A 25624-nucleotide genomic window follows, 5' to 3' on the forward strand; every position below is an offset into this window, starting at 1 on the left:
CCGGTCGGTTGGAGAAACGCACGGTGCACGTGTGACAAATTTCGGCGCAACTCGCGCCCGGGCACGACGTTGTCAACGTCCTGAACGGACCCGACCCCAGGGCGACCTGCGGATTCAGCCACGACAAGCGCTCCGCCCGCGACGGTTCACGAACTTGACCGGGCGGGTACCCCCACCGTGGAATTGTCAGGACGCCGATACGACCGGAATTGACCCACGCACCACTCGAATGGCCTAGTGACAACTACGGAGCGCGCAAATGGTCGCCCACGCACACCAGCACCGGAATACCGGCAGCCGGGCCTCCCTCGTCGGCCGCGGTGCGGAGTTGGAACGGATCGCCGAGGCTCTCGAATCAGCGAAGGCCGCGACCCCCGCCACGCTCCTGGTGGAAGGCGCGACCGGGATCGGCAAGACGACGCTCCTGGACGTGGCGTGCGAGCTCGCCCACGAGCGCGGGTTCGTGGTCTGCCGGGCGACGGCCTCGCCGATGGAGCAGGGGGTGCCCTTCGCCGTCGTCCAGCAGCTCTTCGAGCACCTGCGCGGGGAACGGCCCGCGGGCCAGGGCGCCGAAGCCGCACCGCACGGGCACGACGTCATCGCCGGGCGCTTCACCGCCGAGGTGGACGACTTCGAGGGAGCCCACGTCCACCGGGCGATCCGGGGTGCCTACCGCTTCACGGCCGAGCTCGCACTGCGCGCACCGCTCTGCCTGGTCGTCGACGACGTGCAGTGGACGGACGTGCTGTCGTTGCGCTGGCTGAACTACGTGGTCCACCGCGTCGTCAAGCTCCCGATCGCGGTCCTGATGACCCGCACGCCCGGGATCCGGCCGACCGATCCCCTGCTCATCGCGGAGCTGGAGATCTACTCCGAGCGCATGAGGCTCGCGGTCTTCATGCCGCAGGAAGTCGTGGACCTCACCGAGCGGATGCTCGGACGCACACCGGACGAGAAGTTCACCCGGGCCGTCCTCCACGCCACCAACGGCTGCCCCATGGTCATGAGCCACGTCCTGGGTCTGATGCGGGAACGATCGGTACCGCCGGAGGAGGAAGCCGCGGGCGACCTGCTCCGCCCGGAATCCGAGAAACTCGGTCAATCGATGCTCGCGCGGCTCAACCGCCAGTCGCGCGAACTCGTCGAGGTCGCCAAGGCGATCGCGGTCGTGGAGCCCGCCGACCTGGACCTCCTGACCGCCGTCATCGGCATGAACACCGGCGAGGCCGCCGATCAGGTCCGGCAGTTGGAGGGGATGGGGGTGCTCGCCCCGGAGGGCGAGCTCACGTTCACGCACTCGGTGATGAAGAACGCGATCGAGAGCGCGGTCTGCTACCGGGAGCGCGAGGAACTGCACGCCAAGGCCGCGCGGTTCCTGCACCGCACGCGGGCGCCCGCACCTCTCGTGGCACGCCACGTCCTGCGGACTTCCTCCCGGCTGGGCGCCTGGGTGCTGGAGACCCTGCGCACCGCAGCCGACACCGTGGTCGCCGAGGGCGATCCCCGCACCGGCGTGGAGCTGCTCACCAGGGCCCTCGACGAGGACCTCACCGCCGCGCAGAGGACGGACCTGGTGCTGCGGCTCGGTCTTGCCGAGATCTGTTTCGACCCGCGGATGGCCGTGGTGCACCTCCAGGAGGGGATGACCGGGCTGGACGACCCGGAGACGGTTCTCGCGGTCGCTTGCAGGCTCGCCCAGGCCCTCTGCTTCGACGGTGCGTACGACAGCGCGAGCGAGGTGCTGCGCCGGACCGCGGCCGAGATCGAGCAGGAGATCCCCGCGGCCGCCGACATGGTGCGCCTGCTCGAACGGATCACCGTGCCGTCCCGGGACCCGGCGGCCGGTCGGGTGGACTTCCGCCACTTCGACGAACAGGAGTGGCGCCGCGGTGACGCGCGCGGCCGCACGCTGGCGGGACTGGTCGCCGAAGACGCGAGCAACCGGGGCGTCGAGCTGCCGCTGTGCCGGAAGGCGGCGCTCGCGGCGCTGTCCGGCGGTGCGGCCTCCACCGTGCAGGACCCGCAGCGGATGGTCGGGGTGCTCGACTCCCTCCTCCGCGCCGACGAGGCGGAGCTCGTGCTGCGCCACTGCAACGAGATCCTGCTCGAAGCCCACCGAGGGGGGATGACCCTGATCGCGCTGCTCGGCCACACCCTCCGGTCGCGGGCGCACCACCACTGCGGAGCCTTCGCGGAGGCGGTCGCGGACGCGGAGCTCGCGCTGTCCGCGGCGCGGACGGCGAAACTGCCCCCGGACCACTTCGGACAGGTCTCCGCCGTCGACGCCCAGGTTCGCGCTCAGCTCGCGCTCGGCGACGTCGGCGCGGCGGAGAACGCGCTCCGGCCGTTCGGCGGGTCCAGGACGCTGCCGCGCACCTGGCACCACACGGCACTCCTGCACGCCAGGGGCGCGTTGCGCATGGAGCTCGGTGACAGCGAGGGAGCGCTGGCCGACCAGCTCGAATGCGGTGAGCGGTTCGAGGCCTGGGGCAGGCGCAGCCCGGCGCTGCGGCCCTGGCGGTCCTGTGCGGCGCTGGCACACCTCCGGCTCGGGCAGCGCAAGCCCGCCCTCGACTTGGCGCTGCGGGAGCTGGAACTGGCGCGGGAGTGGGGCGCACCGACCGCGATCGGCCGTGCGCTGCTGACCGTGGGCATCGCGACCGGCGGTGCCGCCGCCGCCCCGTGGCTGACCGAGGCCGACTCGGTGCTGCGGCGGTCGCCCGCGCGGATGCTGCACGCACAGGTGCTGCTGGAGCTCGCCATCACGCGGTGGGAGAAGGGGCAACACGACGCCGGTCGGCAACACCTCGCGGAAGCGAGGACGCTCGGTGAGCAGTGCGGCGTCGTCGTGGAGCCCGGGGAGCGGCTCCCCGACCTGACCCCCGCAGGCACACCACGCGCACAAGTCCCGCAGCCCACTGGACCGGCGAAGGCCGCGCCACCCGACCCCCGGACCAACGCGCTCGCGCTGACGCCGCACGAGTGCCGCGTGGCCGGTCTGGTGCTCGAGGGGAACTCGAACGACGAGATCGCGCACAAGCTGAACGTCTCGAGGCGCACGATCGAGTTCCACCTCACGAGCATCTACCGCAAGCTCGGTGTACGCCGCCGAACCCAGCTTTCCTCCGCACTCGCGGGCTCCATCTCGCGGAAGTGATGGTGCACCGGTCCTGCCGAACTTCGCCATTGCCGCGCACAAAATCGACACCGCTGAGCGACGGATGCTGCTCGGTGCGGACGAGCCTTGCGGGTTTCCCTGAGCCCAAGGCCGCGGGCGCCGGGGGGCGAGCCAAGCAGAACGACGCGAGGGGGGTCGTTCGGCGCTGGGCGGGAACGGCGACAGTCCACCGCGAAGCACGCGCGCAGGAACGCGCGACCCGCACGACCTGGCGGCGGGGATCATGCCGATGACCACGCTGCCGCCGGGCTCCGGGGCGATGCTTTCGGCGGCGTGGCCCGCGGACCGGTCGAAGTGCCGGTCCCAGAGGCAGGCGAGTTCTTCGCTCTTCGCGCGCAGCGCCTCGACCAACCCCACCACCGCGGGATCGGCGGGGTGGGCCGCGAGGGTTGCCCCGCAGGTCCTCCACCTGCGCCCGCTTTTGTGCTCGGCACCACCGGCACGAGGCGGCGCGGAATGACCGGCGAGGCGGAACAGGTGATCGCGTTCGTCGAACGTCAGCCGCAGCCCACGAGCAGGCGCGGTGAGCACCGCGACTGAGGGCCGGGGGCCGCGCCCCTGCTCGATCCGGGCGTAGTAGTCCGGTGACATGCCTGCGAGCTGGGTCAGCGGGCCGGGAGCGCCTCGTGGCCGTCGGCGAGGTAGGCGTCCAGTCGCCTGCGGCGCTCGGCGATGTGGTGTTCCTGCCGCACGAGTTCGTCGCGGACCTGGCGGACGCGCGCCAGGAGTTCGGCGCAGTCGCCGCGCGGGTGCTCGTTTCCGGCGCACGGCAGGATGTCGCGGACCACGTCGGACGACAGACCGGCGTGGAACAGGTCTTGGATGAACGCGACGACCTCGATCGACTCGGGGGCGTACTCGCGGTACCCGTTGGGCAGGCGCTCGCTGCGCAGCAGGCCCTGCTGCTCGTAGTAGCGCAGTGCCCGGCTGCTGACGCCGGTCGCCTCGCTCAACTCGCCGATGCGCATGCCCCAGTCCACCTTGACCTTGACATCAACGTCAAGGTTTACCGTCGAGACCATGACCACAGCAGCGCACATGCGCGACACGTTCGCCGTCGTCACCGGCGCCTCCACCGGCATCGGGGCGGCCATCGCCGAGCGGCTGGCCGCCTCCGGCGTGCACCTCGTCCTGGTCGCCCGCAGCGCCGACAGGCTCGACGAGGCGGCTGAGCGGCTGAGCAGGCGTCACGGGGTGACCGTGCGCGCCTTCCCGCTCGATCTCGCCGCCGCCGACGCGCCGACGCGGTTGGCCAAGTCGTTGGCCGACGAGGGCATCGAGGTGGAGGTGCTGGTCAACAATGCCGGTCTCAGCGCGCGAGGGCCGGTGCTCGACGGCGATCCGGCCCGGTTCCGTTCCCTGATCGACCTCAACGTCACCGCACTGACCGAACTCACCACGCTCCTGGTGCCCGCGATGGTCGCCCGTGGCCACGGGGCCGTGGTCAACATCGCCAGCACCGGCGGGTACGTCCCCGCCCCCTACCTGGCGGTGTACGCGGCGACGAAGGCGTACGTCGTCTCGTTCACCCAGGCGCTGTGGGCCGAGACCCGGGGCACCGGGGTCCGGGTGGTGGTGGTCAGTCCCGGCCCCACGAAGACGCCGATGAACACCCGGGGCACACGCAGCGCCGAGGCTGTCGCCACCACCGTGGTGCGCGCCCTGTCCGGCAACGGACCAGCGGTCATCGACGGCAGGGCCAACGCACTGGGCGCCCACCTGTTCGGCAGGCTGCTGCCGACGCGCCTCGTCCTCGCCATCGCGCGACGGGTGATGGCCAGAAGCGGCACCTGAACAAGACGGCACCCGCACCGACGTGGCACAACCGATGTCGGATGGAACCGCCACCCCGGGCCTGTTGTTCTGCGCCAAACCGGCGCGCTCCACGGAGGCGAACCGCAGGTCCATCGCCGTCAGCAACTCCGCCCCTCCCCCGCGCGCCAGTCCGCGCACCTCGGCGATCGTGATCTGACGTCGACGGCGCATGGCATCCCGAACGGCGCGCCAGGCGTCCCGAGGTCGCCGGACTCGTGGTGGGTGCTTCGAGCATCAAGGCTGATTCCAGCCGGTTCTGTGCCGCTATGATCACTGCCCGTGGATGACGATCGTGCGATCGCGGGTCGGTACCGACTGGACGAGCAGGTCGGCGCCGGTGGGATGGGGGATGTGTGGCGGGGGCTCGACCTGGAACTGGGCCGGGTCGTGGCCTTGAAGCGGTCCCGGGTGGGGGATGACGGGCAGTTCCGCCGTGAGGCGCGGATCGCCGCCGGGTTGCACCACCCCCGCGTGGTGACGGTGTTCGACGTCGTCGTGGACGGCGACGAGCGGTGGCTGGTGATGGAGTACCTGCCGTCGCGGAGCCTCGGCCGGGTGTTGGACGACGACGGCCCGCTGTCACCGGGTGCCGCCGCCCGGGTGGGCGCGCAGGTCGCGGACGCGTTGGCGGGGATGCACGAGCGGTCGATGGTGCACCGGGACGTGACGCCGGGAAACATCCTCGTCGCCGACGACGGCACCGCGAAGCTGACCGACTTCGGCATCGCCCGGTGGGCGGAGGTCACCAGGACCGGTGACGCGCTCGTGGCGGGGACACCGGGGTACCTCCCGCCGGAAGTGGCGGCGGGCCGGGAGGCCGGTCCCGCCGCTGACGTGTTCGCCCTCGGTGCGACGCTGTTCGCGGCCGTCGAGGGGCATTCACCGTGGGGTGGGGACGAAGTGGAGCCCGCGGCGCGGTTCCAGCGCGCCGTCGCCGGTGAGGTTTCCCCGTCGGAGGCCGCCGGTGAGCTGGGGCCCGTCCTGGCCTCGATGTTGGCCAAGGACCCTGCGGACCGGCCCAGCGCCCGCACCGCCAAGAGCATGTTGGCGGAAGTGGCGGGCGTGCACTTGGCGTCCGCCCCGGTCACCGTGGCAGGCCGCACCTCGCGTCGAAGTCGCCGGTGGGTCCTCGCAGGCGCGGCGGTTGCCCTGGTGGCGGTCACGGTGGCCACCACACTGGTCGTCGCCGACCGGATGCCGCCCGGGGAGAGTGCAGCCGCGCTGCCCGAGTACGGCACGATGGGCGATCATCGAACCGCCGACCCGTGCGCACTCCTCATCGAGGACACGGTTTCCCCCTACGGCAAGGTTTTCCCGGACACCGAGTACGGCAACTTCAACCGCTGCGGGTACTGGATCAAGCCGGAACCGATCGGTGAGGAGATCGTGTCGGCCGCCGTGGAGCTGCTCGGCCCGGACGACGGCGCGGGCCCGACCGGCGAGTTCGGGGTCAAGGCATGGCCACCCGCGGTCGAGGGGTTGTGCAGCCGGTACCTGGACCTGTTCGACGCGCACCGCGTCCTGGTCACCGCCAGGTCCGGCACGACGGACCCGAAGACCCTGTGTGCGATCGCCGATTCACTCCTGACCGGTGCCATGTCGGTCGCGGCGCGCGGACAGGTCCCACGCCGGTCGCGTCCGCTCGCCCCCAACTCGCTGTCCGAGCGCACAGCGTGCGAGATGGCGCAGGAGGCCGACGTCGTCAAGGCGGCGGGGCCCGGGTTGGTGTCTTCGCCGGGTTTCGGGGGCTGGGCGTGCTTCTACGACGCCGCCGATCGGGATGTCGAGATTTCGGTGGACTTCGCCCGGGAGCAGGAGTCCCAGTTCGCGCGTGACGACCGGCGCCAGGACAGGTTCAGCGGCCGCCGAGCGGTGTGGGCCACGACCCTGTCCGGGGACGACGGGCAGGACACGTGCCTGATCAAGCTGGAGTACCGGCCCTACTTCAAGGACACCGAGGAAGGCGACGACTGGGTCGAGGTGATCTACTTCGACGTCGAGCTGGATTCGGGGGCCACGGCGGAGCAGCGGTGCGCGGTGGCCGAGTCCCTGGCCCGCTCCGTGGCCGCCCGCAACCCGTCGGGGTGAACCTCGCCGCAGGCACAGGTGCCGTTGCGCGGGATGTTCGTGCGTACCACCGGCTCACCGTGCCCGTCCTCTTACAGGTTGTCCGAGTAGAAGTCGGCGAGCCGATCCACGGCAGCGTCGACGTACTCGGGTTCAACGTGATCGCCTGGGTCGTGTCGACATCGGTCAGCCCGGCCGCGGCGGCGTCCTGCAAGGTGTCGGGCAGCCAGTTCACGCGGCTCAGCTCACCGCCGCGGGCCTCTTCGAGGCGCGCGTCGGCCATGGCGTCGAGCGGGCGGGGTCGAACACCAGCGCCGCGATGCCTCGGGCGGCGAGCCGGGACGCGTGGTTCGCGCCGATCTGCTCCTTCACGCTGCTGCCGGGCGTGGAGAGCACCACCGCGCGCAGCGGCGCGGATGCGTCGATGTCGCCGGGCAGGTGCAGGTCGGCCACGAGCCGGCCGCACTCGGTCTTGAGACGAAGGAGTTCTTCGTGCTCGCCGAGGTGGAGGCGGCGCGGGACCGCGCACTGGCAGCGCTCGCGACCGAGTTCGACCGCAGACTGGCGAGGATCGCGCCTCGCGACCGGACCGAACTGCAGCGGACCCTCTTGGCCCTGCTCGAACCTGCGCACCAGTTCTCCCCGGTTGGGAGCTGCCGCGACCGGGCAACCCGAGTCGTCCGCGCAAGAGGCACAACCGCTCTCGCCTTCTCCGACATCACCCCGCCTCGCCCGGGTCGGTGACCTTGCGGCGTCCGCGGCCGTCGTTGCGCGGACAGCTACCGCATGCGCGAAGACGACTTGTCTTGACAGGGCAATATTGCCGAGGCAATACTTTTGTCGTGCGCGATGACCCGGCCCTGGTGATCCACAACCTCGCTGCCGAGCTGGGGCGGGCAGCAGACCTGCTCCTGGGCGAGAAGCACGGCATCTCGTTCGCGCGCTACCGGGTCCTCCGGGGCCTGCGCCGGGATGGGGCGACGACCCAGCACGCCCTGGCGGAGTCCCTCGGGATCGGCGACGCGTCGATCAGTCGGGTCCTGCCCGCCCTCGTCGAGCGCGGCTGGTGCCTGGTCGAGGACGACCCGCACCACGGCAGGCGCCGACGTGTACGACTCACCCCGGATGGCGCGGACCTGGAACGGGTCTGCGCCACGGCGCTGGCCGAAGCCTTCTACGGTGCGACCTCCGATGCCGGGATCGACGCCGACCGGCTCTTCGCGGCGGCCGAAGCGCTCACGGCACGCCTCCGGTCGGCGACCGCATCCGCGGCCGACCGGTAAGACCTTCGCACGGCCCCACCCCGAGGACCGGAGGACCACATGACCACTTCACCCCGCACCACAACACGCGCCCCCGCCTTCGACCCCGAGCTGCAGGAGGTCCTGCGGAACGCGGACGGGCACACCATCGCCGTCGGTATCCGGCCGGACACCGTCCTGGCCGAACGCGCCGCCGTGGAGCAGCGGATCGTGTCGTACGCGGACATCGCCGCCGACCCGCGGTTCGAGCTGTCCGCCCGGACGGCGCCCGGGACGGGCGGGAACCCCCCGGTGGAGCTCCTGGTCGCGACGCCTGCCACACGTCGCGAGGGCAGGCCCGTCCTGTTCGTCACGCACGGCGGGGGCCTGATCTTCGGCAACGCCCGGTACGGCCTGCCGGGGGTACTCGACCTCGCCGCGGACCTGGACGCGCTCGTGGTCTCGGTCGAGTACCGGCTCGCCCCCGAGCACCCGTTCCCCGCTGCGCACGACGACGCCTGGGCGGCGCTGCTGTGGACGGTCCGCGAAGCGGCCGAGCTCGACGCCGACCCGGCATCGGTGGTCCTCTTCGGTGGCAGCGCAGGCGCCAACCTCGCCGCGGGCCTCGCGCTGCGGGCCCGCGACACCGGCGAGGTGACCCCCCGAGGCCAACTGCTGATCTACCCCATGCTCGACGACCGCAACGACACCCCCTCCGCCCGGCAGATGCACGGGATCGGCGTCTGGGACGACGTCTCGAACCACACCGCCTGGGAGAGCGTGCGAGGCCCGGCCGGACGCGAACTGCCCGCCTACGCCGCCCCCGCACGCGCCGACTCCCTGGCCGACCTCCCGCCGACCTACCTCGAGGTCGGTTCGGCCGAGACGTTCAGAGACGAGACGGTCACCTACGCGCAGCGGATCTGGAGCTGCGGAGGAGACGCCGAACTCCACGTCTGGCCCGGCGCCTTCCACGGCTTCGACCTGTTCGCGCCGACCTCGACCGTCGCACAGCGAGCCCGCACCGCGCGGCGCGAGTGGCTGCACCGTCTACTTCGAGACGACCGGCAGTGAGAAGCAGACGAGCCCCGCGGGCGGCCTTCGCAGGCGGCACGACCAACGACGTATCCGAGCGCCACGCAGTCCGGATACGCGAGATGGTGCAGGCTGCTCTTGTGTTTGAACCTCCTCGACACGTAGCTGCCGTCGACCTCCGCTGTCACAACTGACCGAGGGCGGTGTACGCGGTGACGTCGAAGCCGATCTGGGCCAGGAGGAACTCCGCCAACGACGGCCACGTGCCGATGATCCCCGTCTCCTCCGTGTACAGCCGGGCCGTTCCCTCCGGTTCCAACCAGTACAGTTGGTAGCCCCCGTGCAACCCGATCACGGTCGATCCCGGCGGGAACAGGTCGAGGTTGTCGTCGTCGCGGAGGATTTCCATGCCGGTGTCGTGGATGTCGAGCGTGCCGGGGTAGAAGAAGTCTGTGCCGATCAGGAGTTTGCCCGCCCCGCAGCCCATGGTCTCGAGGAACCGCTCGTAGACCGGGGGCAGGGTGCCCCAGTCCGCCCGCAGTTCCTCGATCTCCGCGGCGGTGCACGGCACGATCTGCTCCTCGGTCGCGAGCCCCGTCGAGATCAGGTGGGCCACAACGTCCTCGATCGTCACCGTCATCGACTCCTCCGAGGTGTCACGCGAAGTGCGGATCGCATGGTGATCCTCCACGGTGCGTCGGACGAGCCGGTTCACGCACTGGCGCCGCGGACGCCCGCCGTCGGGGGCGCGAGCGGTGCCAGCCACGTCTCGAACACGGCGGCCACCCGGGCCGGATCGGCGTCCGTGAGCGGTGCGAGTTCGAGGAAGTGGCGGGCGATGGTCAGCCCGAGGATGCTCGAGACGACGGCGGCGGCCCGGAGTTCGCTGTCCGCACCCGGCATCGCACGGGCGAGGACCGCTGCCCGCTCCTGCAGGTAGTCCCGCATCACCGACGTCGCCTCCTCCGAGGTGAGCATGGACCGCATGAGGGCGCGGGTGGCGGGTGGGAGTTCGCGCATCCGCGCGTCGAGCACCTCGGTCAGGTGGCCGACGACGTCATCGGATCGCAGTTCTGCCACGGGTCGGACGGCCAGGGTGAACAACGCCTGCTTGGAGCCGTAGTGCTGTAGCACGAGCGACGGGTCGACACCCGCGCGGCGCGCGATGGACCGCACCGTCGCGCTCTCCCCCCTCGCGCCGAACTCGGCTCGGGCGGCCTCGAGGATCTTCGCCGCGGTCGCTTCGCGGCGTTCTGCTCGTGTTCTTCCGGTTCCCACAATTTCACTCTACAGGCGATGAGCGAGTGGTGCTACGCTCGCTCAACAAGCGATGAGCGAATCGCGGTGTCCCCCGAAGAGGAGTTGTCCATGACCACAACAGTGCAGACCCCCATCCAGAACGCCCTTGTCATCGGAGCCTCCCGAGGACTGGGAGAAGCTCTCGTCGAGGCGTACGCGGGCCGCGGCGCGCACGTCGTGGCGACGGTGCGGGACGACCACCCCTCACCGTTGCTCGACTTCGCGGCCCGGCACCGGGCCTCGGTCGAGGTCGAACGGGTCGACATCACCGACCGCGCACAGCTCGCAGCACTCCACCACCGCCTGTCAGGCCGCGTCTTCGACCTGCTCTTCGTCGTCGCGGGCGTGTCGCTTGCCGACCGGGACGCCGTGGGCGTGGACATCGCGGACGAGGACTTCGACCGGATGATGCGCACGAACGTCCTGGGCGTGATGCGAACGGTCGAAACCCTGCAGGACCTCGTCGCCCCCACGGGCACCATCGCCGTGATGTCCTCCGGGCAGGGCAGCGTCGCGGACAACACCAGGGGCGGGTTCGAGGTGTACCGGGCGACCAAGTCCGCGCTCAACCAGATGTTCCGGAGCTACGCGGTGCGCCACCGCGACGAGGGGCGCGCGCTGCTGCTCATGGCCCCGGGCTGGGTCAGGACCGACATGGGCGGACCGGGCGCCGCCCTCGACATCAACGAGAGCATCCCGCCGCTCGTGGACACCGTCGACGCCCAGCACGGCGTCCCCGGGCTGCGGTACCTCGACCGGCACGGCCGGGCGGTGAACTGGTGACCCTGATCGGCATCGAGGAGCACTGGACGCTCGACCGCGTCGACAACTCCCTCCGCGCGCTCCCGACCGGGCTCGTCGACGACAGCCTCGTCCTGAACCAGCACGGCGACGCGGGCGCCCGGCTCCGGGACCTCGGCGCCCTGCGGACCGACACGATGGACCGGCAGGGCGTCGACATGCACGTCCTCTCGCTCGCCCCACCCGGCGCGCAGGTCCCCTCGCCGCGGACGGCGGTGTCGCTGTGCCGCGACGCCAACGACACGATCAGCGACGCGGTCCGGTCGAACCCGCGCCGCTTCCGCGGCATGGCGACGCTGCCGCTGGCCGACCCGGCGGCCGCGGCGGCCGAGCTCGAACGCGCGACAGCCCTGGGGCTCACCGGCGTGATGGTCTACGGCCGCGTCGGCGAGGTGCCGCTCGACGACCCGCGGTTCGGCGACCTCTGGGCGGTCGCGGAGCAGCTTCGCCAGCCGGTCTTCATCCACCCCCAGATCCCCCCGGACGCCGTCCGCCGAGCCGCCTACCGCGGCCTCGGCGATCCGGTCGACCTGGCGCTCGCGACGTTCGGGTGGGGGTGGCACGTCGAGGCGGGCACCGCGGCGCTGCGGCTGATGGCGAGCGGCGCCCTCGACCGACACCCGGACCTGCGGCTCGTCCTCGGCCACTGGGGCGAGCTCCTGCTGTTCTGGCACGGGCGGGCCGACGGGGTCGCCCGGTCGGCGGGCCTCGACCGGACGATCACCGAGTACCTGCGGCAGAACGTCTGGATCACCGCGTCGGGCATGCTCGACCGCGCGCTGCTCGACCACGCCCTGACCGTGACCACACCCGACCGGATCCTCTTCTCCACCGACTACCCCTTCCAGGTGCCGACACGGCAGGAGATCGACGAGTTCCTCCTGGCGTTCCCGGACCGGAGCACCCGCGACGCCTTCACTTCGGGGAACGCCCGCCACCTCTTCGGCATCCCGGAGGAGGCAGGCGGACCGCTCGAAGCGGCGAGCCCGCTCGACACCTGACTGCCCACCTGTGGTGCGCAGCGCATCGACGAGCGAGAGTCCTTCCCGGCGCCCATCGGCATGGTGCAGGCCGTGTTCGGCACGCGGGACATCGATGCGCGCCACCGCGAGGTGATCGCCGACCTCTGAGTGGCAGGCCGGATCGCCCGGCAGGCCGTGGCGGTCCGGGGCGTCAGCCGACGAGGAGGTCGACTGCGGCGGTGAAGCGCTCGAAGTACGCCTCGCGCGTCTCGACCTGGTGTTTCAAGCCGATCGAGACGCTGATCAGCGTTTGCGTGATCCGGATCGCGGACGCCCGCTCCGCGGTCTCGGCGATCGCGTCGGTGACGAGGTCCGCGAAGCGGAGCGGCGCGGTTTCGACGATCTCACCGAGCAGGTCCGGGTTCTGCTCGATGACGTTCGTGACGTCCCGGCCCAGCGGTCCCGCGTAGCGGCCCGCCCAACGGTCGAAGGCCCCGGCCAGGCGCTCGCGCAGCGGCCGGTCCGTGGCGGCGAGGAGCGCCTCGGCCGCGGCGAGGTCCTGTTCCAGCGCCCGGGTGAACGCGGCCCGGAACAGCGTTTCCTTCGACTCGAACAGGAAGTACAAGCCCGGCCGGGAGATCCGGGCCGTTCGCGCCACCTCCTCCATGGAGGTCTTGCGGTAGCCGTGACGGGCGAAGGTGAGCAGCGCCGAGTCGAGCACCGCGTCCCGACGGCTCGCGGTGCCGACGTTCGACGTCTCGGGTGCGACCATGCGCCGATCCTACGGTGGTGAACTAACTAGACAGAAATCGTTTAGTCTGTACAGTCGCAGCATGACCACCCGTGCCCTCATCACCACCCCGTTCTCCGCTTCCAGCACCGCGGACGAGGTGCTGGACGGCATCGACCTCTCCGGGGTCCGCGCGATCGTGACCGGCGCGTCCTCGGGGATCGGCGCCGAAACGGCCCGCGCCCTCGCGACCGCAGGCGCCGAGGTCACCCTCGCCGTCCGGAACACGGCTGCCGGTCGAGCGGTCGCGGACGCCACCACCGGCGCGACTCGCGTTTCGCCGCTCGACCTGGCCGACCAGGCGTCCGTCCGGCACTTCACCGACGACTGGGACGGGCCGCTGCACCTGCTCGTCGCCAACGCAGGCGTCGTCACCGCAGGCTTGGAGCGGACACGGGAAGGGTGGGAGCTGCAGTTCGCGACGAACCACCTCGGCCACTTCGCGCTGGCCACCGGCCTGCACGACGCGCTCACCCGCGGGGCCGCTGACCGTGGCGAGGCGCGCATCGTCTCGGTCAGCTCGACCGCGCACATGCGCTCGGGCGTCGACTTCGACGACCCGCACTTCCTCCGCCGGGCCTACGACCCGCAGCTCGCGTACGCGCGGTCGAAGTCCGCGAACTCGCTGTTCGCCGTCGAAGCGACCCGCCGCTGGGCCGCCGACGGGATCTTCGCGAACGCGGTGAACCCCGGCGGGGTCGTGACCGGGTTGCAGCGGAACTTCACCCCGGCGCAGAGGCAATCCCTCGACGCGGCCGAAGCCGCGGGCATCTTCGCCTACAAGACGATCGGGCAGGGCGCCGCGACCACCGTCGTCGCCGCGGTCGCGCCGCAGTTCGCCCGCACGGGCGGGCACTACCTCGACGACGCCCAGGAGGCGTACACCGTGCCCGACGACGCCGCCATGGCCGACCACCCGCACGGCGTCAAGGAATGGGCTCTCGACCCCGCCACCGCGGAGCGCCTCTGGGCCGTCTCCACCGCGCTGACTCACGGCTGACCACCAGCGCGGCCACGACCGGCTCGACACCGCCCTCGGTCTCCGAGGTGTGCGGCATCCCCGCGGCGGTGACCGTGGCAGTGGGGACGACGTGCCCGACCTGTCCGGTGGATTCCCCGGCCGTTCGGTGCGCGCCCTGCGCTTGAGGACAACCATCAGGTGTGAGCGCCAGACGGCCGTGCTGGTCGACCTGACTCATCCTGTTCAACCCGCCAACGGACAGGAGTGGCCCGGTCGGACCGCTTCCCACCTCCGGTGCGACGGGACCTCCGGCGGCGATCAGGGGTGTTGGGTGGCGGCGCGGGCGAGGTCGTCGCCGGGGAGTCGGGTGCCGAAGTCGGTGCCGGGGTTGACGACGACGGTGATCCCGGACGCGGTTCGGGCCAGGGCTCGGCCCTCGGCCTGGGTCACCCGCGGTGCGTCCTGCGGGACGTAGCGGGGGGAGGAGTGGACGGCGAGGAAGCGGGTGCCGTTGGCGTCGACGCCGATCCGCGGGTTGCCCGTGCCGTCGGGTTCCACGATGAACGAGGATCGCAGGAACGCGTGCGGCAGGCGCGCGTGCGGCAGCCACCCGGCGGCGGCGTAGCCCAGGACCAGCTCGAAGAAGGTCTGCGGTTCCGGGTACCCGCGGCGGCGGGGGCTCGGGCGGTAGTCCTCGTTGAGGTAGGTCTCGCCGGTGAACCGGCCGTCCTCGCCGACCTTGTAGCCGCCCAGCAGGACGGGTGGCGGCATGCCCTCGATCACCCGGGGGTCGGCGTCCGGGTCGGCGCAGTACACCCAGCCACCCGGGTTCCGGGCCGCCTCGGCGCGCATCGCGTCGGTGATCGGTGGCAGGCCGGGGTGGTCGGGCCGGGTGACCTCCACCAGGTGCCCGGAGCGCAGGTACTCGCTGATCGGCCGCGGCAGCACGTAACCGCGGCCGCCCGCCGCCGAGGTCACCGCGGCCACCTGCCACGCGCCGCCGGTGAGGCGGTACCGGCGCAGGGGCCGGGAGGCGAACCCGGCGGGCAGGCCGCGCTGGTCGAACGGGGTGCCCGCGGCGAACACCAGGTTGCCGTCCGGCTCGCCGTACCGGTCCACCTCGATGTCCTCGACCACCACCGGCGTGACACCGGCGAACGACTCCACCGGCGGGTCGTCGGACAGCACGACCAGCGGCGACTGCCACGCCGGGACCCGCTCGCCCGGCTCGGGTCCGAACCGGGCGGCGTTCGCGGACAACTGCCCCGCCAGGTACGCCGCGGCCTGCCGCACGTCGTCGAACCGGACCGCGCTCGACCGGTCCGACGACCACTGCACGCGGTACCGGTCACCGTCGCGGACCAGGCACCAGGCGCCTTCCCGCTCGGCGAACAGGCTGCAGTACCGGGGGTTGATCCGCTTGTCGGCGATCACCGCCTCCACCGGTGCCACAGCCCGGTGCGCCTTGGCCTCCACTTCGGACTCGTCCCACGGCCTGCCGACGGCCGCCGCCACCGCCCGGTCCATCGCGATGGACGCGACACCGCCCGGCAGCCGGTACCGCGCCGCCCTGATCCACTCCACCAGCGGCGGCACCGGCGGCACCCCGTGCGCCCGCAGGTAGTAGGCCACCGCGCTCGGCCAGACGAACCGGCCGTCGGTGTGGAAGCCCATCGGCACCACGTCCTCGGTGCCCAGCGCGTCCCGGGTCGTGCCGCGGGCGGACAGCACGAGCGGCGCGCCCTCCAGGTACGCCAGCACGGCCTCGCGTTCCCGCTCCCCGAGCACCGGCCGGTACCAGGTCGAGCGGCCCGCGTCGTCCACGCCGTCGAACAACCGGACCAGCTCCGGCGGCCGGGGCGGCTCTGGCTCGACCTGCCGCGCGGCACGAACCTGCTCACCGCGCACGGCCGCCGCGAGCAGCCAGTCCGGGGTGGCGACCGCGCTGCGGGGGAACGTGCGCAGCTCAGCGGCGGCGGCCTCGACGTCCGCGTCGGTCACCAGCTCCAATGGCTCGACGAGGTAGGTGATCTTGGCCAGGACGCCCAGCCGCACCTCGAACTGGGCACGCCACCACGTACCCCGGGTGGGGTGGTGGTCCCGCACCCGCTGCCGGTGCAACCACTGACCGATCATCGCGGGCGGCGACCAGTACCCGATGTGGCCGTCCTCGTTCTGGACGAGGCCCGCGATCTTCATCCGCGGCCCCGTGGCCTCGCAGTCGACCAGCAGCCGGTGGCACCCCTGCGGCATGGCCGCGAGGAGCGCGCGCTCGAATCCGGGGACCACGTCGAGGGGGGCCGTGCCCGGCTTGTCGCCCGAGGCCGGTTCCGTCAGCACCGACGCGAAGCAGGCCACCGCGCGCCCGTCCGGGATCTCCGCGCGGATCTGCCGGACGGCTTCCTCCGCCAGGAAGCTCGCTGCCGGGTCGAACGCGAGGACGTCCATTTCCGACGGGCGGATGCTCGTGGTGAACAGGGACTCGAACTCGCTCAACGGCAGCCGCTTGACCTCCCGCCCGTTCGGCAGCGTGACGACCTGTCCGTCCACCGGTGCGCCCGCCGCGACGTGCGCGGTCCGGTCCGGTCCCTCCTCGACGAGGTACGCCGCGCCGCCGATGATCCCGATGCGCATGGACATGATCTTCCTCCCGGACGGCAGCACCCGACTCCCACGAATCCCGTGCCGGTCATCGCGGTCCCATCAGGACCTCGTGGAGGTCACATGGAGGTCATGTTGATCAGCTTCTCGGAGAACTCGGTCGCCAGCTCGGCGAGGTCACGCCCCGCCTGCGCCATGCCGACGGCGGGCCCCGGAGCGAGTCGGTCCGCCAACTCCTGGAGCAACTGCCCGATCACCAGCGCCCGCACCTGCGACACGTGCACGTCTCGAACCGGCTCCCCCGGCAGGTGCTCCCCGCGACCGCGATCACCCGCGAGGTCCGCACGGAGTTCAGCCGCCAACTCCGCCAACCCGTACGGGGCCGACGACCCGTCGTCCCGGAAGTCGGTGAACGCCAGGCTGAACCGCGTCGGATCGAGCGATCCCACCGGCGACCCCACCCGCGTGGCCGAACCCTGCTCGGCCAACAGCAACCGGTACACCTCATCCAGCTCCGCCGTGTACGGCACCGGGGGGTAGTGCGGCGTTTGGTGGTGGACCACATCGGCCGCGGCCGCGCGCAGGGTCTCGTACCGCGCCGCCAAGTCGTCGTCGGTCATCGCTTCTCCTCGCGCACGGTCATGATGGACTTGATCAGATCGCCTGCCGACTGCCCCGCGCTTTGCAGCGTCCGCAACGCGGTCACCACCGCCTCGCGCAGTTGCACCGCCCGCCGCCGGGCCGCCCGCAGGTCGTCGACCACCGCCGCGAGTCCGGCCACCCACCGCTCGATCGGCGCCGCCGCCTCCCCCTCGGCACGCCGGATCACCGAGTGCTCGGCCAACCGCGGGTCGATCCGCCCGCTCCTGGCCAGGAAGTTCCCCACGCCGCAGGTGTCCGGCACCAGCACCGGCACATCCGCCACGATCGCGTCCAGCGCGGTCAAGCCGACGTTCTCCGCGTGAGCGGGCACGATGACCAGGTCCGCCGCGCGGACCAGTTCGCGCTGCGCCTGCTTGTCCGTCGAGTACGCACGCACCTCCACCGCACGTCCGGCGACCTGCGACAGCAACCGCCGGGCCGCGCGCACCGTCTCCGGCGGCGCGCCGTTCACGACCATGCGCACCGCGCGCTCCGGACCGACGCCGCGCACCATCAACGCGGACTCGTGCGCACCGTGCTGCACGAGGTCGCCGCGCCCGGAGTAGACCACCACCGGCCGCACTCCACTCATCGCTGCGCCCCGACGAACGTCGGTGCCAGGACCTCGTCGGCCACCTCCCCCACCACGACCGCCAACTCCCGACCACCGGAATCGCCCGTGGCCACCAACCGCGCCGCCAACTCCCGCAACAACGTCCCCACCACCATGGCCTGCACCTCCGTCAACGTCGGGTCCCACACATCAGGCCACTCCCCCTGTGGGTCCTCAGTCGCATCATCGAGGGCAAAATCCTCCCGAACGCGCCGTGCCTCGCCTGCAAACGGGCGCAGTGCACCATCTGGCGTACCGCTCTGGTAATCCCGCGAGCACAACAGGTGCAGGCTGGGATCGACAACCTCCCTGGCAGTAGCACTCGAGGACCCGGACTCCGCCAGTGCCGCCGCCAAACGATCCAACTTGTCCTGGTGCACCACAGACACCTCAGCAGCCGCGGTCACCTCGAGCAACGCCGCGGCAGCCCGCCGCAACCGCGCATAGCGGTCCACGAGTTCGTCACCGGTCATCACAGCCTCCCAAGAGCATCGATCAACTTCTCCACCGTGCCGGACCAGGTGACATTCCGGTCCTTGAACTCCTGCTGCAACGCCAGGGCGCGGTCCTGCGCATCGTCGTAATTGTCCGCCACGTTCTTCAGCGCCTCAAACCAGCGGTCCTCCGGCACTCGGTCCTCGAAGCCCTGTTCGACGATGCTCGGCCCGGTGTTGTCCGCCGAGAACCCGTCGCCGAGCCAGCGGCCGAAGCCACTGCCGGACGGGACCACGACGGGCACCCCCGCTCCGGCGGCCTCCTGGGCGGTGAGCCCGAAGCCCTCGGCGCGCGAGGTCATGACCATCACGTCGGCATCGTCCAAGTCGGTGTGGAGGTCGGAGCGGTCCGTCGTGAACGGGCGCACCTCGACATCGGCTCGGGCGATGTTGGCGAGCATGGCCTGCTGCCTCCTCACCTGCGCTTCGGGCACACCGCGTACGGTCAGCCGAACGGGGCGCCCTGCGGCCTGCAACATGGAGACCACTCGCGCTGCCTCCTTGGCGCCCTTCTGACCGACATCGGCTCGGCCGAAGAGGAGCACCTTCATCTCACGCCCCTCGATGGAGCGCGGTCTGCGGTCCACGAACTCCATCCCGGGGATCAGCTCGTGCACCCCCTTCGTCGCCACCGGCGCTCCCGCCGCCCTGGCCTGCTCGACCATCTCCCGCACGTTCTCGGCGATGGCCGGTCCGACGCCGACCGCGAGGTCCGCCCCCGCCACCAGGTCGCGCTCGATGGCGTGGTTCACGATGCCCGCGGCCCGGTCGTCCGGATCGTCGTCCGCCTTCACCCGGCCGAGGGCTTCGGGCACCATGTGGACGAAGTGGACCAGCTTCGCGTCCGGGTACCTGGCGTCGCGGGTCGCCGCGGCGTCCGGGCCGGAGAAGCGCGTGTGCCCGATGACAAAATCGACGTCGTCGGGCATGTCGTCGGGATCGTCCGCGGTTCCGAGCAGTGTGCGCGAATCGGGTGAGGCAGACGGGTCCCGTGGACCGATGATCCGCAGGTTGGGCCGCTGGGCGTCCGCGTAGCGGGAGGCGTCCTCGCCGATGCGCACGACCACGTTGTGCCCGGCGTCGGCCAGCGCCTCGGCGAGCGCCCGGTTGAAGACCACGACGCCGCCCTTCTCCGGGCTGTACTCCGTGCACACCATCAGGAAGGTGTGGGTGGCGTCGTCGGCGTCCTGCGCGTCCGCGGCGGCCCTGCGCTCGTCAGGCGTGGGCCCCGGGTCGGTCGCCCGATCCGGCTCAGCCCCGTCCTGAACCCTCCCGTGATCGGCGGTCGGGTCTTGATCGGAGTGCCGGTCCTGGGCTGTGTCCTGGTCCTGGCTCCGGTTCGGGTCGCCGCCGGTGCGCGGCTCGTCGGGGGTGTCCGGGTCGGCGCGGTGCGCGGAGTCGGTGCGGTCGCGCCGGTCCTGCGCCTGCTCCGGTCGCCCGGGGTGGTCCGGACGGCGCGGTTCGGCCCCCGGGTCCGGCACGGTCCGCTCCCGCCGCACCGGCGTGTGGTCCCGGTGGGGGCCGGTCAGGCCGTCGTCACGAGGTCGCGCGGCGGCCGGGCCGGGCCGCGGCTGCCCGTGCTCACCCGGCAGCGGACCGCTGCCCGGTCGTGGCGAACCGGGCGGTGGTCCCTGGGGGGTCGATCCCGCGCCCGGCGGCGGGCGGTGGCCCGGCGGTGGCTGACCACGGTCCTGCGGCGCAGCGTCACCCCCTCGGGGCGGGACATGGTGCGGTCGGGACGAGTCCGGGGGGCGTGGGCCCTGCGGCGCGGGACCGCCGCCCCGCGGCGGCCCGCCGTGGTCCGGCTGAGGCGAACCGTGGCCAGGCTGAGGCGAACCGTGGCCGGGCTGAGGCGAACCGTGGCCGGGCTGGGGCGGTCTGCCTGCCGCCTGCCGCAGGTGGTCGCCCGGGGTGCCCGCCTCGGGCACACGGGGCCCAGGTCGCGGGAGACCCCCCTGCGGCTGATCTGGTCCCGGTCGCCGCGGCTGCCCCTGGTGGGGCTGGGCGCGGTCTGACTGCGCCGAACCGTGCGCCGGGCTCTGCCGATCCGACCGCGGTGGCACGTTCGCCGGGCGCGGCGCCCCCTGCTGACCCGCCTGCGGTGCGCCGTGCGCTTGCCGGGGCGGGACCTGGCCTGCTCGCGGCGGTCCTTGTCCCTGGGACGGGGTGCTGGGGCCCTGCCCGGACGAGCCGGGTCCCTGCGGAGGCAGGTTCTGCCTGCCGGGTGCCTGCTGAGGTGGTGCCCCCTGCCCGGACGTGGCAGGCGGCCCACCCGGGCGTCCGGTGGGCGGCCCCGACGCCGGTCGGGACCCTGCCGGGCCGGGGCCGGGGGGCGGGGCGGGCGTCGGCTGTGGGGTGGGCCTCGCAGGCGCTCCCGGCGCAGGCACGGGAGCAGGGGGCGAACCAGACGGACGCACGGGTGCACCTGGACGTGCGGCCGGAGCGCTCCGGTCATCCGGTGTGGTCGGCGGCCCCGGCGGACGCGCGGGCGTCCCCGGTGCCCCCGAACGCGGAGCGCTCGCGCCGTCGGACACGCTCGGCGAGCGCGATGGGTGGGGACGAGTTCCGGGGGTGTCGGAGCGCGGGGGCGAGGTCGCGGTGGTCGGTGCACGGGACGGTGCGGACGCAGGCGTTCCGGAGGCGCGGGGAGCGGCGGTGCTCGTGCTCCCTGACGGGCGGGGAGCGGACTTGCCCAGGCTGTCGCCCGACTGGCGGAGGTTGGACGCGTTCGACTGGTCGGTGCTCCGGGCTGCCTGGGCGGTGTCCTTGACCTTCTGGCCGCTGCTCTCCGCCGAGGTGGCCGCGCGGGCCACGCCTTCGCGGGCGGTGCGGACGGCTTCGTCGGCCTTGGCCATCGCGACTTGGCCGAACACACCCGCGCTCTGCGACGACGCGCTGATGTTCAGCCTGCCGCCGATGCCACCGCGGATCTGATCCGCCCGGCCGGAGAAGCGGCTGCCCACGGAGTCCAGGGCGTCGGGGTCCATCCCCGTGCCCGACGCGCCGCCTGCGCCACCGGAGCCGCCCGGGCTCGACGTGCTCGGGCCGCTCGACCCGCCGTGGTGGGACGAGCCGCCGCGCCTGCGCGTCATGAGCCGGTCAGCCTGCCGGGAAGGGGGTCAACGCGTGGCGGCACGACCCCACCCTCGACTCCGGTGCCCCCGCACGACTCCGTCACAACCCGTCCCCACGGCGGTCAGCTCGGCCCGGCGACGTTCCCCCCGAACGGCCGTCACCACGCAAGGCTGTCACATCGCGACCGGCCGCACGTCGAGAACACGGCAATGTCTTGTCCGACACGCCCGCCTGACCTCCAGGACCCGGCATAAACTGCACCGGTGTCCGGGTCCACGATGCCGCTGACGCCTGACGGGCAGGTCTGTGTCCGCTGACCACCGAGGCGACGGGCGCACCTTCCGGCCCCGGTTCGTGATCGCACTCGCCTGCCACAACCAGAACACGGTGCACCGGCTGCTGGAGGTCCAGGACCTCTTCCGCTCCGACCCGCGATTCGGATTCGTCTACGCGCTCAGCGACACCTCCCGCTTCCGCGACGGGGTCGAGCGGCTGCTGCGCGGAGCAGGCGTCACGCGGATCGTCCCCTGGTCGGCTCTGCCGGAGCAGGAGTACCGACTCCTGCTCACCGCCAGCGAGCACATCGACTTCACCACGACGAGGGGGCCGGTGGTCCTGCTCCCGCACGGGGTGGGTTTCAACAAGCGGTTCGTCGACGGCGAGCTGGCCGGGCTGCCACCGGTGGCCGTCCTGCGCGAGGGGCGGGTCCACGTCGTCCTGTCCCATCCCGACCAGGTGGCGCAACTGCTCGCCGAGTGCCCGGAGGCGGCCGGACACCTGGTGGTCACCGGGGACACGACGTTCGACCGGCTGGTCGCGAGCCTGCCGCTGCGCGCCCGGTACCGGCGCCGCCTCGGAGTGGGGGACGAGCGGTTGGTGGTGGTCGCCTCCACCTGGGGTGTGGACGCGGCGGTGGGCAGGCGGCCCGAACTGCCCATGCGGCTGCTGGCCGAGTTGCCCTACGACCGGTACAGGGTGTGCCTGGTGGCGCACCCGAACCTGTGGGCCGCGCACGGCGGACGCGACCTGGAGGTCCTGTTCGCCGACGAACTCGACGCGGGCATGCTGCTGCTCCCCCCGGACTCCGGGTGGCACGCCGCGCTGGTCGCGGCTGACGTGGTGGTCACCGACCACGGCTCGCTCAGCCTCTACGCCGCCGGACTGGGCAAACCACTGCTGCTGACCGACCTGTCCGCGGAGATCGAGCCCGGGACCCCGGTGGCGGACCTGCAACACCTCACCCCGCGGCTCGACGCCACCGCGGACCTGCGCACGCAGATCGACAACGCCCTCCCGCCGGAAGACCACCGGGCTCTCGCCGAGCGGGTGTTCGCCAACCAGGGCGGTGCCCACGAGCGCCTGCAGGACCTCGTCTACCGGTTGCTGGAGACCGCCCCGAGCCGACCTCCCGTCCTGCACCGCGCACCCGACCCCGCTCCCGTGGCCCACCGGCTCGCCGCCGCTTTGCGGGTCCGGACCGCCGCGGCCGGGAACGACATCTCGGTGGAGCGCAGACCTGCGCAGGCCCAGCCGCCCCGGGAGGGGTGGCACCTGGCGGTCGAGGAGGGCGCGAGCGACCTGCGCTTGACGCAGAAGGCGTCGATCCTCTGCCGCGAGGACCCGGCGGACGAGGCCCAGGCGGTCGCTTGGGCCTCGTCGGCGCTCGCCGCGTACCCCGGTGCGCGCATCGCCGCAGCCGCTGTTGCGGGTGGGGCGGTGGTGGTGGTCCGCGGCGGGCAGCTCGTCCGCGCGACGTCGACCGCTGCTGTGTCCGTGATCGGCCCGGTCGTCCACCACCTGCTGCTGGCCGGGCGCCTCGCCGACGGCGAGCACACCGCCGACACCGGCGCCCGCCGGGACCGGCTGGGCCTGCGGGTCAGCCCAGGGCAGCCAACCGGCTTGTGAACTCGTCGACCCGGTCGCCGCCGAGTCGGACCTGGATCTCCACCATGCGGGTGATGTGGAGGCGAGCCGCCGCCACGTCACCCCGGCGCTCCGCGAGGTCCGCGGCGGCTTCGCGCGCCCAGGACTCGTGGAACAGGTCGTTGCCCGCGACCAGCACGTCCACGGCTCGGTCGAACGCCGCCGCAGCCCCACCGTCATCGCCGAGGGCTTCGTGCACCCTGCCGATGGTGATCAACGCCCGGCCCTCCATCTTCGAGTCCCGGACCTCGCGCAACAGCTCCGCCGCACGCCCCAGGGTCGCCTGGGCGTCGGCCAGGTCACCCAGGGCGAACCGGGCGCACCCGATGAAGTAGGTCAGCGACGCGGCACCGCGCAGGTCGTCCACGCTGGTGAACAGGTCCAACGACCGCTGGAAAGCCGCCAGCGCCCGCGCGTGGTCCCCGACCGCCTCGTGGTGGCGACCGTCCATCTCGTGCACCGACGCCACCAACCGGGTGTCCCCGGTGCCCGCCAGCAGCGGGAATGCCTCGTCGAGTTCCGCCCGAGCGCGCGCGGTGTCCCCGAGGTCGATCCACGCCCGCGACGCGAAGCTGCGCAGCCGGGCTTCCGCCTCGGCGTTGCCCGCGAGCCGCGCCGCCCGCGAGCCGAGTTCGCTGGTCTCGGTCCAGTCGACCAGGTACCGGCGGTTGGCGTACAGGGCGGTGGCCGACTCCGCCAACTGCCACGCCTGGTCGTACCAGCCCTGCTCCAGCGCGGTGCGGACCCCGGCGGCGAGGTTCGGCCGCTCGACGTCCATCCACTCCAGCGCCGCGGCCTTGTCACCGGAGAACGGGTCCTCCCGGCCGGTCAGCACCTGGTCGTGCGGGGTGCACCGGTACCGACCGGGGCCGAGGATCGCCAGGTCGCCGAACGCCGCCGACACCAGCAGGAACCCCACGGCCCGCCGGACCCCGGCCTCCAGCTCCGCCGGGTCGGCCGCCGCCTCGCTCGCCGCGTGCCTGCGCACCAGCCCGTGGAAGCGGTAACGACCCCCGGTCACCTCTTGGAGCAACCCGGCCTCGACCACCACGTCCACCAGGTCCGCGCAACCGCCCGCATCGATGTCGAGCACAGCGGCGGCGAGCTCCACCGTGAAGTCCGCGACCGGCGACGCCCCCAGCAGCCGGTAGAGCCGAGCGGCGTCCCCGGGGAGCTTGCGGTACGCGACGGCGAACACCGCGCTCACCCTGTCCTCGCCCCTGACCCGGAACGCCCCCGCGCCCCGGCGGGTGTCCGCGATCTCCTCGACCAGCGCCCGCACCGTCAGGGAGCGCCGCCCCACCAGCCGAGCAGCGACCACCCGCAGCGCGACCGGCAGCCCGCCGCACTCCCGCACCAGCGCGGCCAGGTCGGATTCGTCCCCCGCCGCCCGGGCGCCGCACAGCTCCCGCAGCATGTGCGTGCCCGCGGCCTCGTCCAACGGCCCCACCTCGACCACGTCCGCCCCGTCCAACCGCAGCTCGGTCAACTGCGCGTTGCTCGTGACCAGGACCGCGCTGCCCGGGGCCTGCGGCCGGAACGCGGGCACCTGCCCGGGCTCGGCCACGTCGTCCAACACGACCAGCACCGGCGAGGCCGCGGTCTTCGACCGGAACAGCCCGGCCCGATCGGCAGGCGAGGCCGGGACCAGCTGCGGGGACACCCCCAGCGCCAACAAGCACGAGCCCAGCGCGTCGCCCACCGCTTCCTGGTGGTCGGCGACCGCCACGGCCCCGAAGTCGACGTACAGCTCGCCACCCGGGTACGCGCCCCGGTTCAACTCCACCAACCGCCTGGCCAGCGCCGACTTGCCTGCCCCAGGCAGCCCGGTCACCACGGTGATCCGCGACCCGCGCCCCTCCCCCGCGCCCAAGGCCCCACCGACCGCCGCCAACTCCGCGGACCGGTTGACGAACCGGGCGGGAGCCAGGGGCACCTGGTGGGGCACGTCCGCGGTCGCGACGTGGTGGAAGTGCACGCCGCCCTGGATGTCGCGCGCCTGCACGATGTTCCCGTGGTGGTTTCCCCCCACGTGGTTCTTGGACCCCGGATCGCCCGACACCACGCCCCCTGAACGCGACGATGAGAACACGAGGGTACCGAGAAGATCCCCGGTGCGGGTCGAGC

21 protein-coding genes and 1 pseudogene are annotated in these 25624 nt (G+C 72.5%); 10 read left to right on the forward strand and 12 right to left on the reverse strand.

What is annotated here, in order from left to right:
• Positions 1-259: 259 nt before the first annotated feature.
• Positions 260-3157, forward strand: coding sequence for a LuxR family transcriptional regulator (locus L6E12_RS01590; protein ID WP_236226064.1), 2898 nt, complete (start codon positions 260-262; stop codon positions 3155-3157).
• Between the two features lie 507 nt (positions 3158-3664).
• On the opposite strand, the pseudogene L6E12_RS01595 reads toward L6E12_RS01590, so the two are convergent.
• Together L6E12_RS01595 and L6E12_RS01600 are read right to left on the reverse strand one after the other, a co-directional pair.
• A pseudogene (locus L6E12_RS01595) lies at positions 3665-3769 on the reverse strand (transcriptional regulator); the annotation flags it as partial.
• A 14-nt stretch (positions 3770-3783) separates the two neighbouring features.
• Positions 3784-4200 carry a MerR family transcriptional regulator gene (locus L6E12_RS01600; RefSeq protein WP_236226065.1) on the reverse strand — a complete coding sequence of 139 codons (417 nt, stop codon included), beginning with the start codon at positions 4198-4200 and terminating at the stop codon, positions 3784-3786.
• Between L6E12_RS01600 and L6E12_RS01605 the strand changes: the two genes are divergently transcribed.
• Together L6E12_RS01605 and L6E12_RS01610 are read left to right on the forward strand one after the other, a co-directional pair.
• The gene (locus L6E12_RS01605; protein ID WP_236226066.1) at positions 4199-4972 is read left to right on the forward strand and encodes an SDR family oxidoreductase; all 774 of its coding nucleotides are present in this window, start codon (positions 4199-4201) and stop codon (positions 4970-4972) included. The two genes, L6E12_RS01600 and L6E12_RS01605, sit on opposite strands and share 2 nt — an antisense overlap.
• 300 nt (positions 4973-5272) lie before the next feature.
• Entirely contained in the window at positions 5273-7081 is a 1809-nt protein-coding gene (locus tag L6E12_RS01610) for a serine/threonine-protein kinase (RefSeq protein ID WP_236226067.1), read from the forward strand.
• A gap of 219 nt (positions 7082-7300) precedes the next feature.
• On the opposite strand, the gene L6E12_RS01615 is transcribed toward L6E12_RS01610, so the two are convergent.
• Positions 7301-7693 carry an alpha/beta hydrolase gene (locus tag L6E12_RS01615; RefSeq protein ID WP_236226068.1) on the reverse strand — a complete coding sequence of 131 codons (393 nt, stop codon included), beginning with the start codon at positions 7691-7693 and terminating at the stop codon, positions 7301-7303.
• 209 nt (positions 7694-7902) lie between these two features.
• Between L6E12_RS01615 and L6E12_RS01620 the strand changes: the two genes are divergently transcribed.
• Both L6E12_RS01620 and L6E12_RS01625 read left to right on the forward strand, forming a co-directional pair.
• On the forward strand, positions 7903-8343 hold the full coding sequence (locus L6E12_RS01620; protein ID WP_236226069.1) for a MarR family winged helix-turn-helix transcriptional regulator: 441 nt from the start codon (positions 7903-7905) through the stop codon (positions 8341-8343).
• Between the two features lie 39 nt (positions 8344-8382).
• Positions 8383-9375 (forward strand): alpha/beta hydrolase fold domain-containing protein, encoded by a 993-nt coding sequence (locus tag L6E12_RS01625; RefSeq protein WP_236226070.1) that lies wholly within the window; start codon positions 8383-8385, stop codon positions 9373-9375.
• Positions 9376-9520: 145 nt separating this feature from the next.
• Here L6E12_RS01625 and L6E12_RS01630 read toward each other — a convergent pair whose 3' ends face one another.
• Positions 9521-9976 (reverse strand): SMI1/KNR4 family protein, encoded by a 456-nt coding sequence (locus tag L6E12_RS01630; RefSeq protein WP_236226071.1) that lies wholly within the window; start codon positions 9974-9976, stop codon positions 9521-9523.
• Positions 9977-10047: 71 nt separating this feature from the next.
• Entirely contained in the window at positions 10048-10614 is a 567-nt protein-coding gene (locus tag L6E12_RS34215) for a TetR family transcriptional regulator (RefSeq protein ID WP_308073964.1), read from the reverse strand.
• A 90-nt stretch (positions 10615-10704) separates the two neighbouring features.
• Between L6E12_RS34215 and L6E12_RS01640 the strand changes: the two genes are divergently transcribed.
• Both L6E12_RS01640 and L6E12_RS01645 read left to right on the forward strand, forming a co-directional pair.
• A complete protein-coding gene (locus tag L6E12_RS01640; RefSeq protein WP_236226073.1) occupies positions 10705-11418 on the forward strand; it encodes an SDR family NAD(P)-dependent oxidoreductase in 714 nt (237 codons plus the stop codon).
• Positions 11415-12437, forward strand: coding sequence for an amidohydrolase family protein (locus L6E12_RS01645; RefSeq protein ID WP_236226074.1), 1023 nt, complete (start codon positions 11415-11417; stop codon positions 12435-12437). The genes L6E12_RS01640 and L6E12_RS01645 overlap by 4 nt, the downstream gene beginning before the upstream one ends.
• Before the next feature lie 172 nt (positions 12438-12609).
• On the opposite strand, the gene L6E12_RS01650 is transcribed toward L6E12_RS01645, so the two are convergent.
• Entirely contained in the window at positions 12610-13170 is a 561-nt protein-coding gene (locus tag L6E12_RS01650) for a TetR/AcrR family transcriptional regulator (RefSeq protein WP_236226075.1), read from the reverse strand.
• A 61-nt stretch (positions 13171-13231) separates the two neighbouring features.
• Here L6E12_RS01650 and L6E12_RS01655 point away from each other — a divergent pair, with 61 nt between their 5' ends.
• On the forward strand, positions 13232-14188 hold the full coding sequence (locus L6E12_RS01655) for an SDR family NAD(P)-dependent oxidoreductase (RefSeq protein WP_236226076.1): 957 nt from the start codon (positions 13232-13234) through the stop codon (positions 14186-14188).
• Positions 14189-14467: 279 nt separating this feature from the next.
• Here the strand turns inward: L6E12_RS01655 and L6E12_RS01660 are convergent, their stop codons facing one another.
• From L6E12_RS01660 to L6E12_RS01680, 5 genes are all read right to left on the reverse strand, one after another.
• Positions 14468-16789: a glycohydrolase toxin TNT-related protein gene (locus tag L6E12_RS01660; RefSeq protein ID WP_236226077.1), complete on the reverse strand. Its 2322-nt coding sequence runs from the start codon at positions 16787-16789 to the stop codon at positions 14468-14470.
• An 80-nt stretch (positions 16790-16869) separates the two neighbouring features.
• Complete coding sequence (locus L6E12_RS01665) at positions 16870-17370, reverse strand: hypothetical protein (RefSeq protein ID WP_236226078.1); 501 nt, start codon at positions 17368-17370, stop codon at positions 16870-16872.
• Complete coding sequence (locus L6E12_RS01670) at positions 17367-17984, reverse strand: glycosyltransferase (protein ID WP_236226079.1); 618 nt, start codon at positions 17982-17984, stop codon at positions 17367-17369. The genes L6E12_RS01665 and L6E12_RS01670 overlap by 4 nt, the downstream gene beginning before the upstream one ends.
• On the reverse strand, positions 17981-18478 hold the full coding sequence (locus tag L6E12_RS34660; RefSeq protein WP_255683034.1) for a hypothetical protein: 498 nt from the start codon (positions 18476-18478) through the stop codon (positions 17981-17983). The genes L6E12_RS01670 and L6E12_RS34660 overlap by 4 nt, the downstream gene beginning before the upstream one ends.
• A complete protein-coding gene (locus L6E12_RS01680) occupies positions 18478-19980 on the reverse strand; it encodes a glycosyltransferase family 4 protein (RefSeq protein WP_236226080.1) in 1503 nt (500 codons plus the stop codon). The genes L6E12_RS34660 and L6E12_RS01680 overlap by 1 nt, the downstream gene beginning before the upstream one ends.
• Positions 19981-21187: 1207 nt before the next feature.
• Between L6E12_RS01680 and L6E12_RS01685 the strand changes: the two genes are divergently transcribed.
• Positions 21188-21433, forward strand: a complete 246-nt coding sequence (locus L6E12_RS01685) for a hypothetical protein (RefSeq protein ID WP_236226081.1) — start codon at positions 21188-21190, stop codon at positions 21431-21433.
• 447 nt (positions 21434-21880) lie between these two features.
• Positions 21881-23479, forward strand: coding sequence for a hypothetical protein (locus L6E12_RS01690; protein WP_236226082.1), 1599 nt, complete (start codon positions 21881-21883; stop codon positions 23477-23479).
• On the opposite strand, the gene L6E12_RS01695 is transcribed toward L6E12_RS01690, so the two are convergent.
• On the reverse strand, positions 23451-25529 hold the full coding sequence (locus tag L6E12_RS01695; RefSeq protein WP_236226083.1) for a hypothetical protein: 2079 nt from the start codon (positions 25527-25529) through the stop codon (positions 23451-23453). The genes L6E12_RS01690 and L6E12_RS01695 overlap by 29 nt on opposite strands.
• Positions 25530-25624: the final 95 nt, after the last annotated feature.

The sequence above is a fragment of the Actinokineospora sp. PR83 genome (genome assembly GCF_021056305.1).
In the GTDB taxonomy this organism is placed as follows: domain Bacteria; phylum Actinomycetota; class Actinomycetes; order Mycobacteriales; family Pseudonocardiaceae; genus Actinokineospora; species Actinokineospora spheciospongiae.

Bases quoted from the DNA above. Each gene is read 5' to 3' on its own strand.
- L6E12_RS01590 (WP_236226064.1), top strand. From the start codon at position 260: ATGGTCGCCCACGCACACCAGCACCGGAATACCGGCAGCCGGGCCTCC.
- L6E12_RS01605 (WP_236226066.1), top strand. From the start codon at position 4,199: ATGACCACAGCAGCGCACATGCGCGACACGTTCGCCGTCGTCACCGGC.
- L6E12_RS01600 (WP_236226065.1), bottom strand. From the start codon at position 4,200: ATGGTCTCGACGGTAAACCTTGACGTTGATGTCAAGGTCAAGGTGGAC.
- L6E12_RS01625 (WP_236226070.1), top strand. From the start codon at position 8,383: ATGACCACTTCACCCCGCACCACAACACGCGCCCCCGCCTTCGACCCC.
- L6E12_RS01630 (WP_236226071.1), bottom strand. From the start codon at position 9,976: ATGACGGTGACGATCGAGGACGTTGTGGCCCACCTGATCTCGACGGGG.
- L6E12_RS01640 (WP_236226073.1), top strand. From the start codon at position 10,705: ATGACCACAACAGTGCAGACCCCCATCCAGAACGCCCTTGTCATCGGA.
- L6E12_RS01650 (WP_236226075.1), bottom strand. From the start codon at position 13,170: ATGGTCGCACCCGAGACGTCGAACGTCGGCACCGCGAGCCGTCGGGAC.
- L6E12_RS01655 (WP_236226076.1), top strand. From the start codon at position 13,232: ATGACCACCCGTGCCCTCATCACCACCCCGTTCTCCGCTTCCAGCACC.
- L6E12_RS01660 (WP_236226077.1), bottom strand. From the start codon at position 16,789: ATGTCCATGCGCATCGGGATCATCGGCGGCGCGGCGTACCTCGTCGAG.
- L6E12_RS01665 (WP_236226078.1), bottom strand. From the start codon at position 17,370: ATGACCGACGACGACTTGGCGGCGCGGTACGAGACCCTGCGCGCGGCC.
- L6E12_RS01670 (WP_236226079.1), bottom strand. From the start codon at position 17,984: ATGAGTGGAGTGCGGCCGGTGGTGGTCTACTCCGGGCGCGGCGACCTC.
- L6E12_RS34660 (WP_255683034.1), bottom strand. From the start codon at position 18,478: ATGACCGGTGACGAACTCGTGGACCGCTATGCGCGGTTGCGGCGGGCT.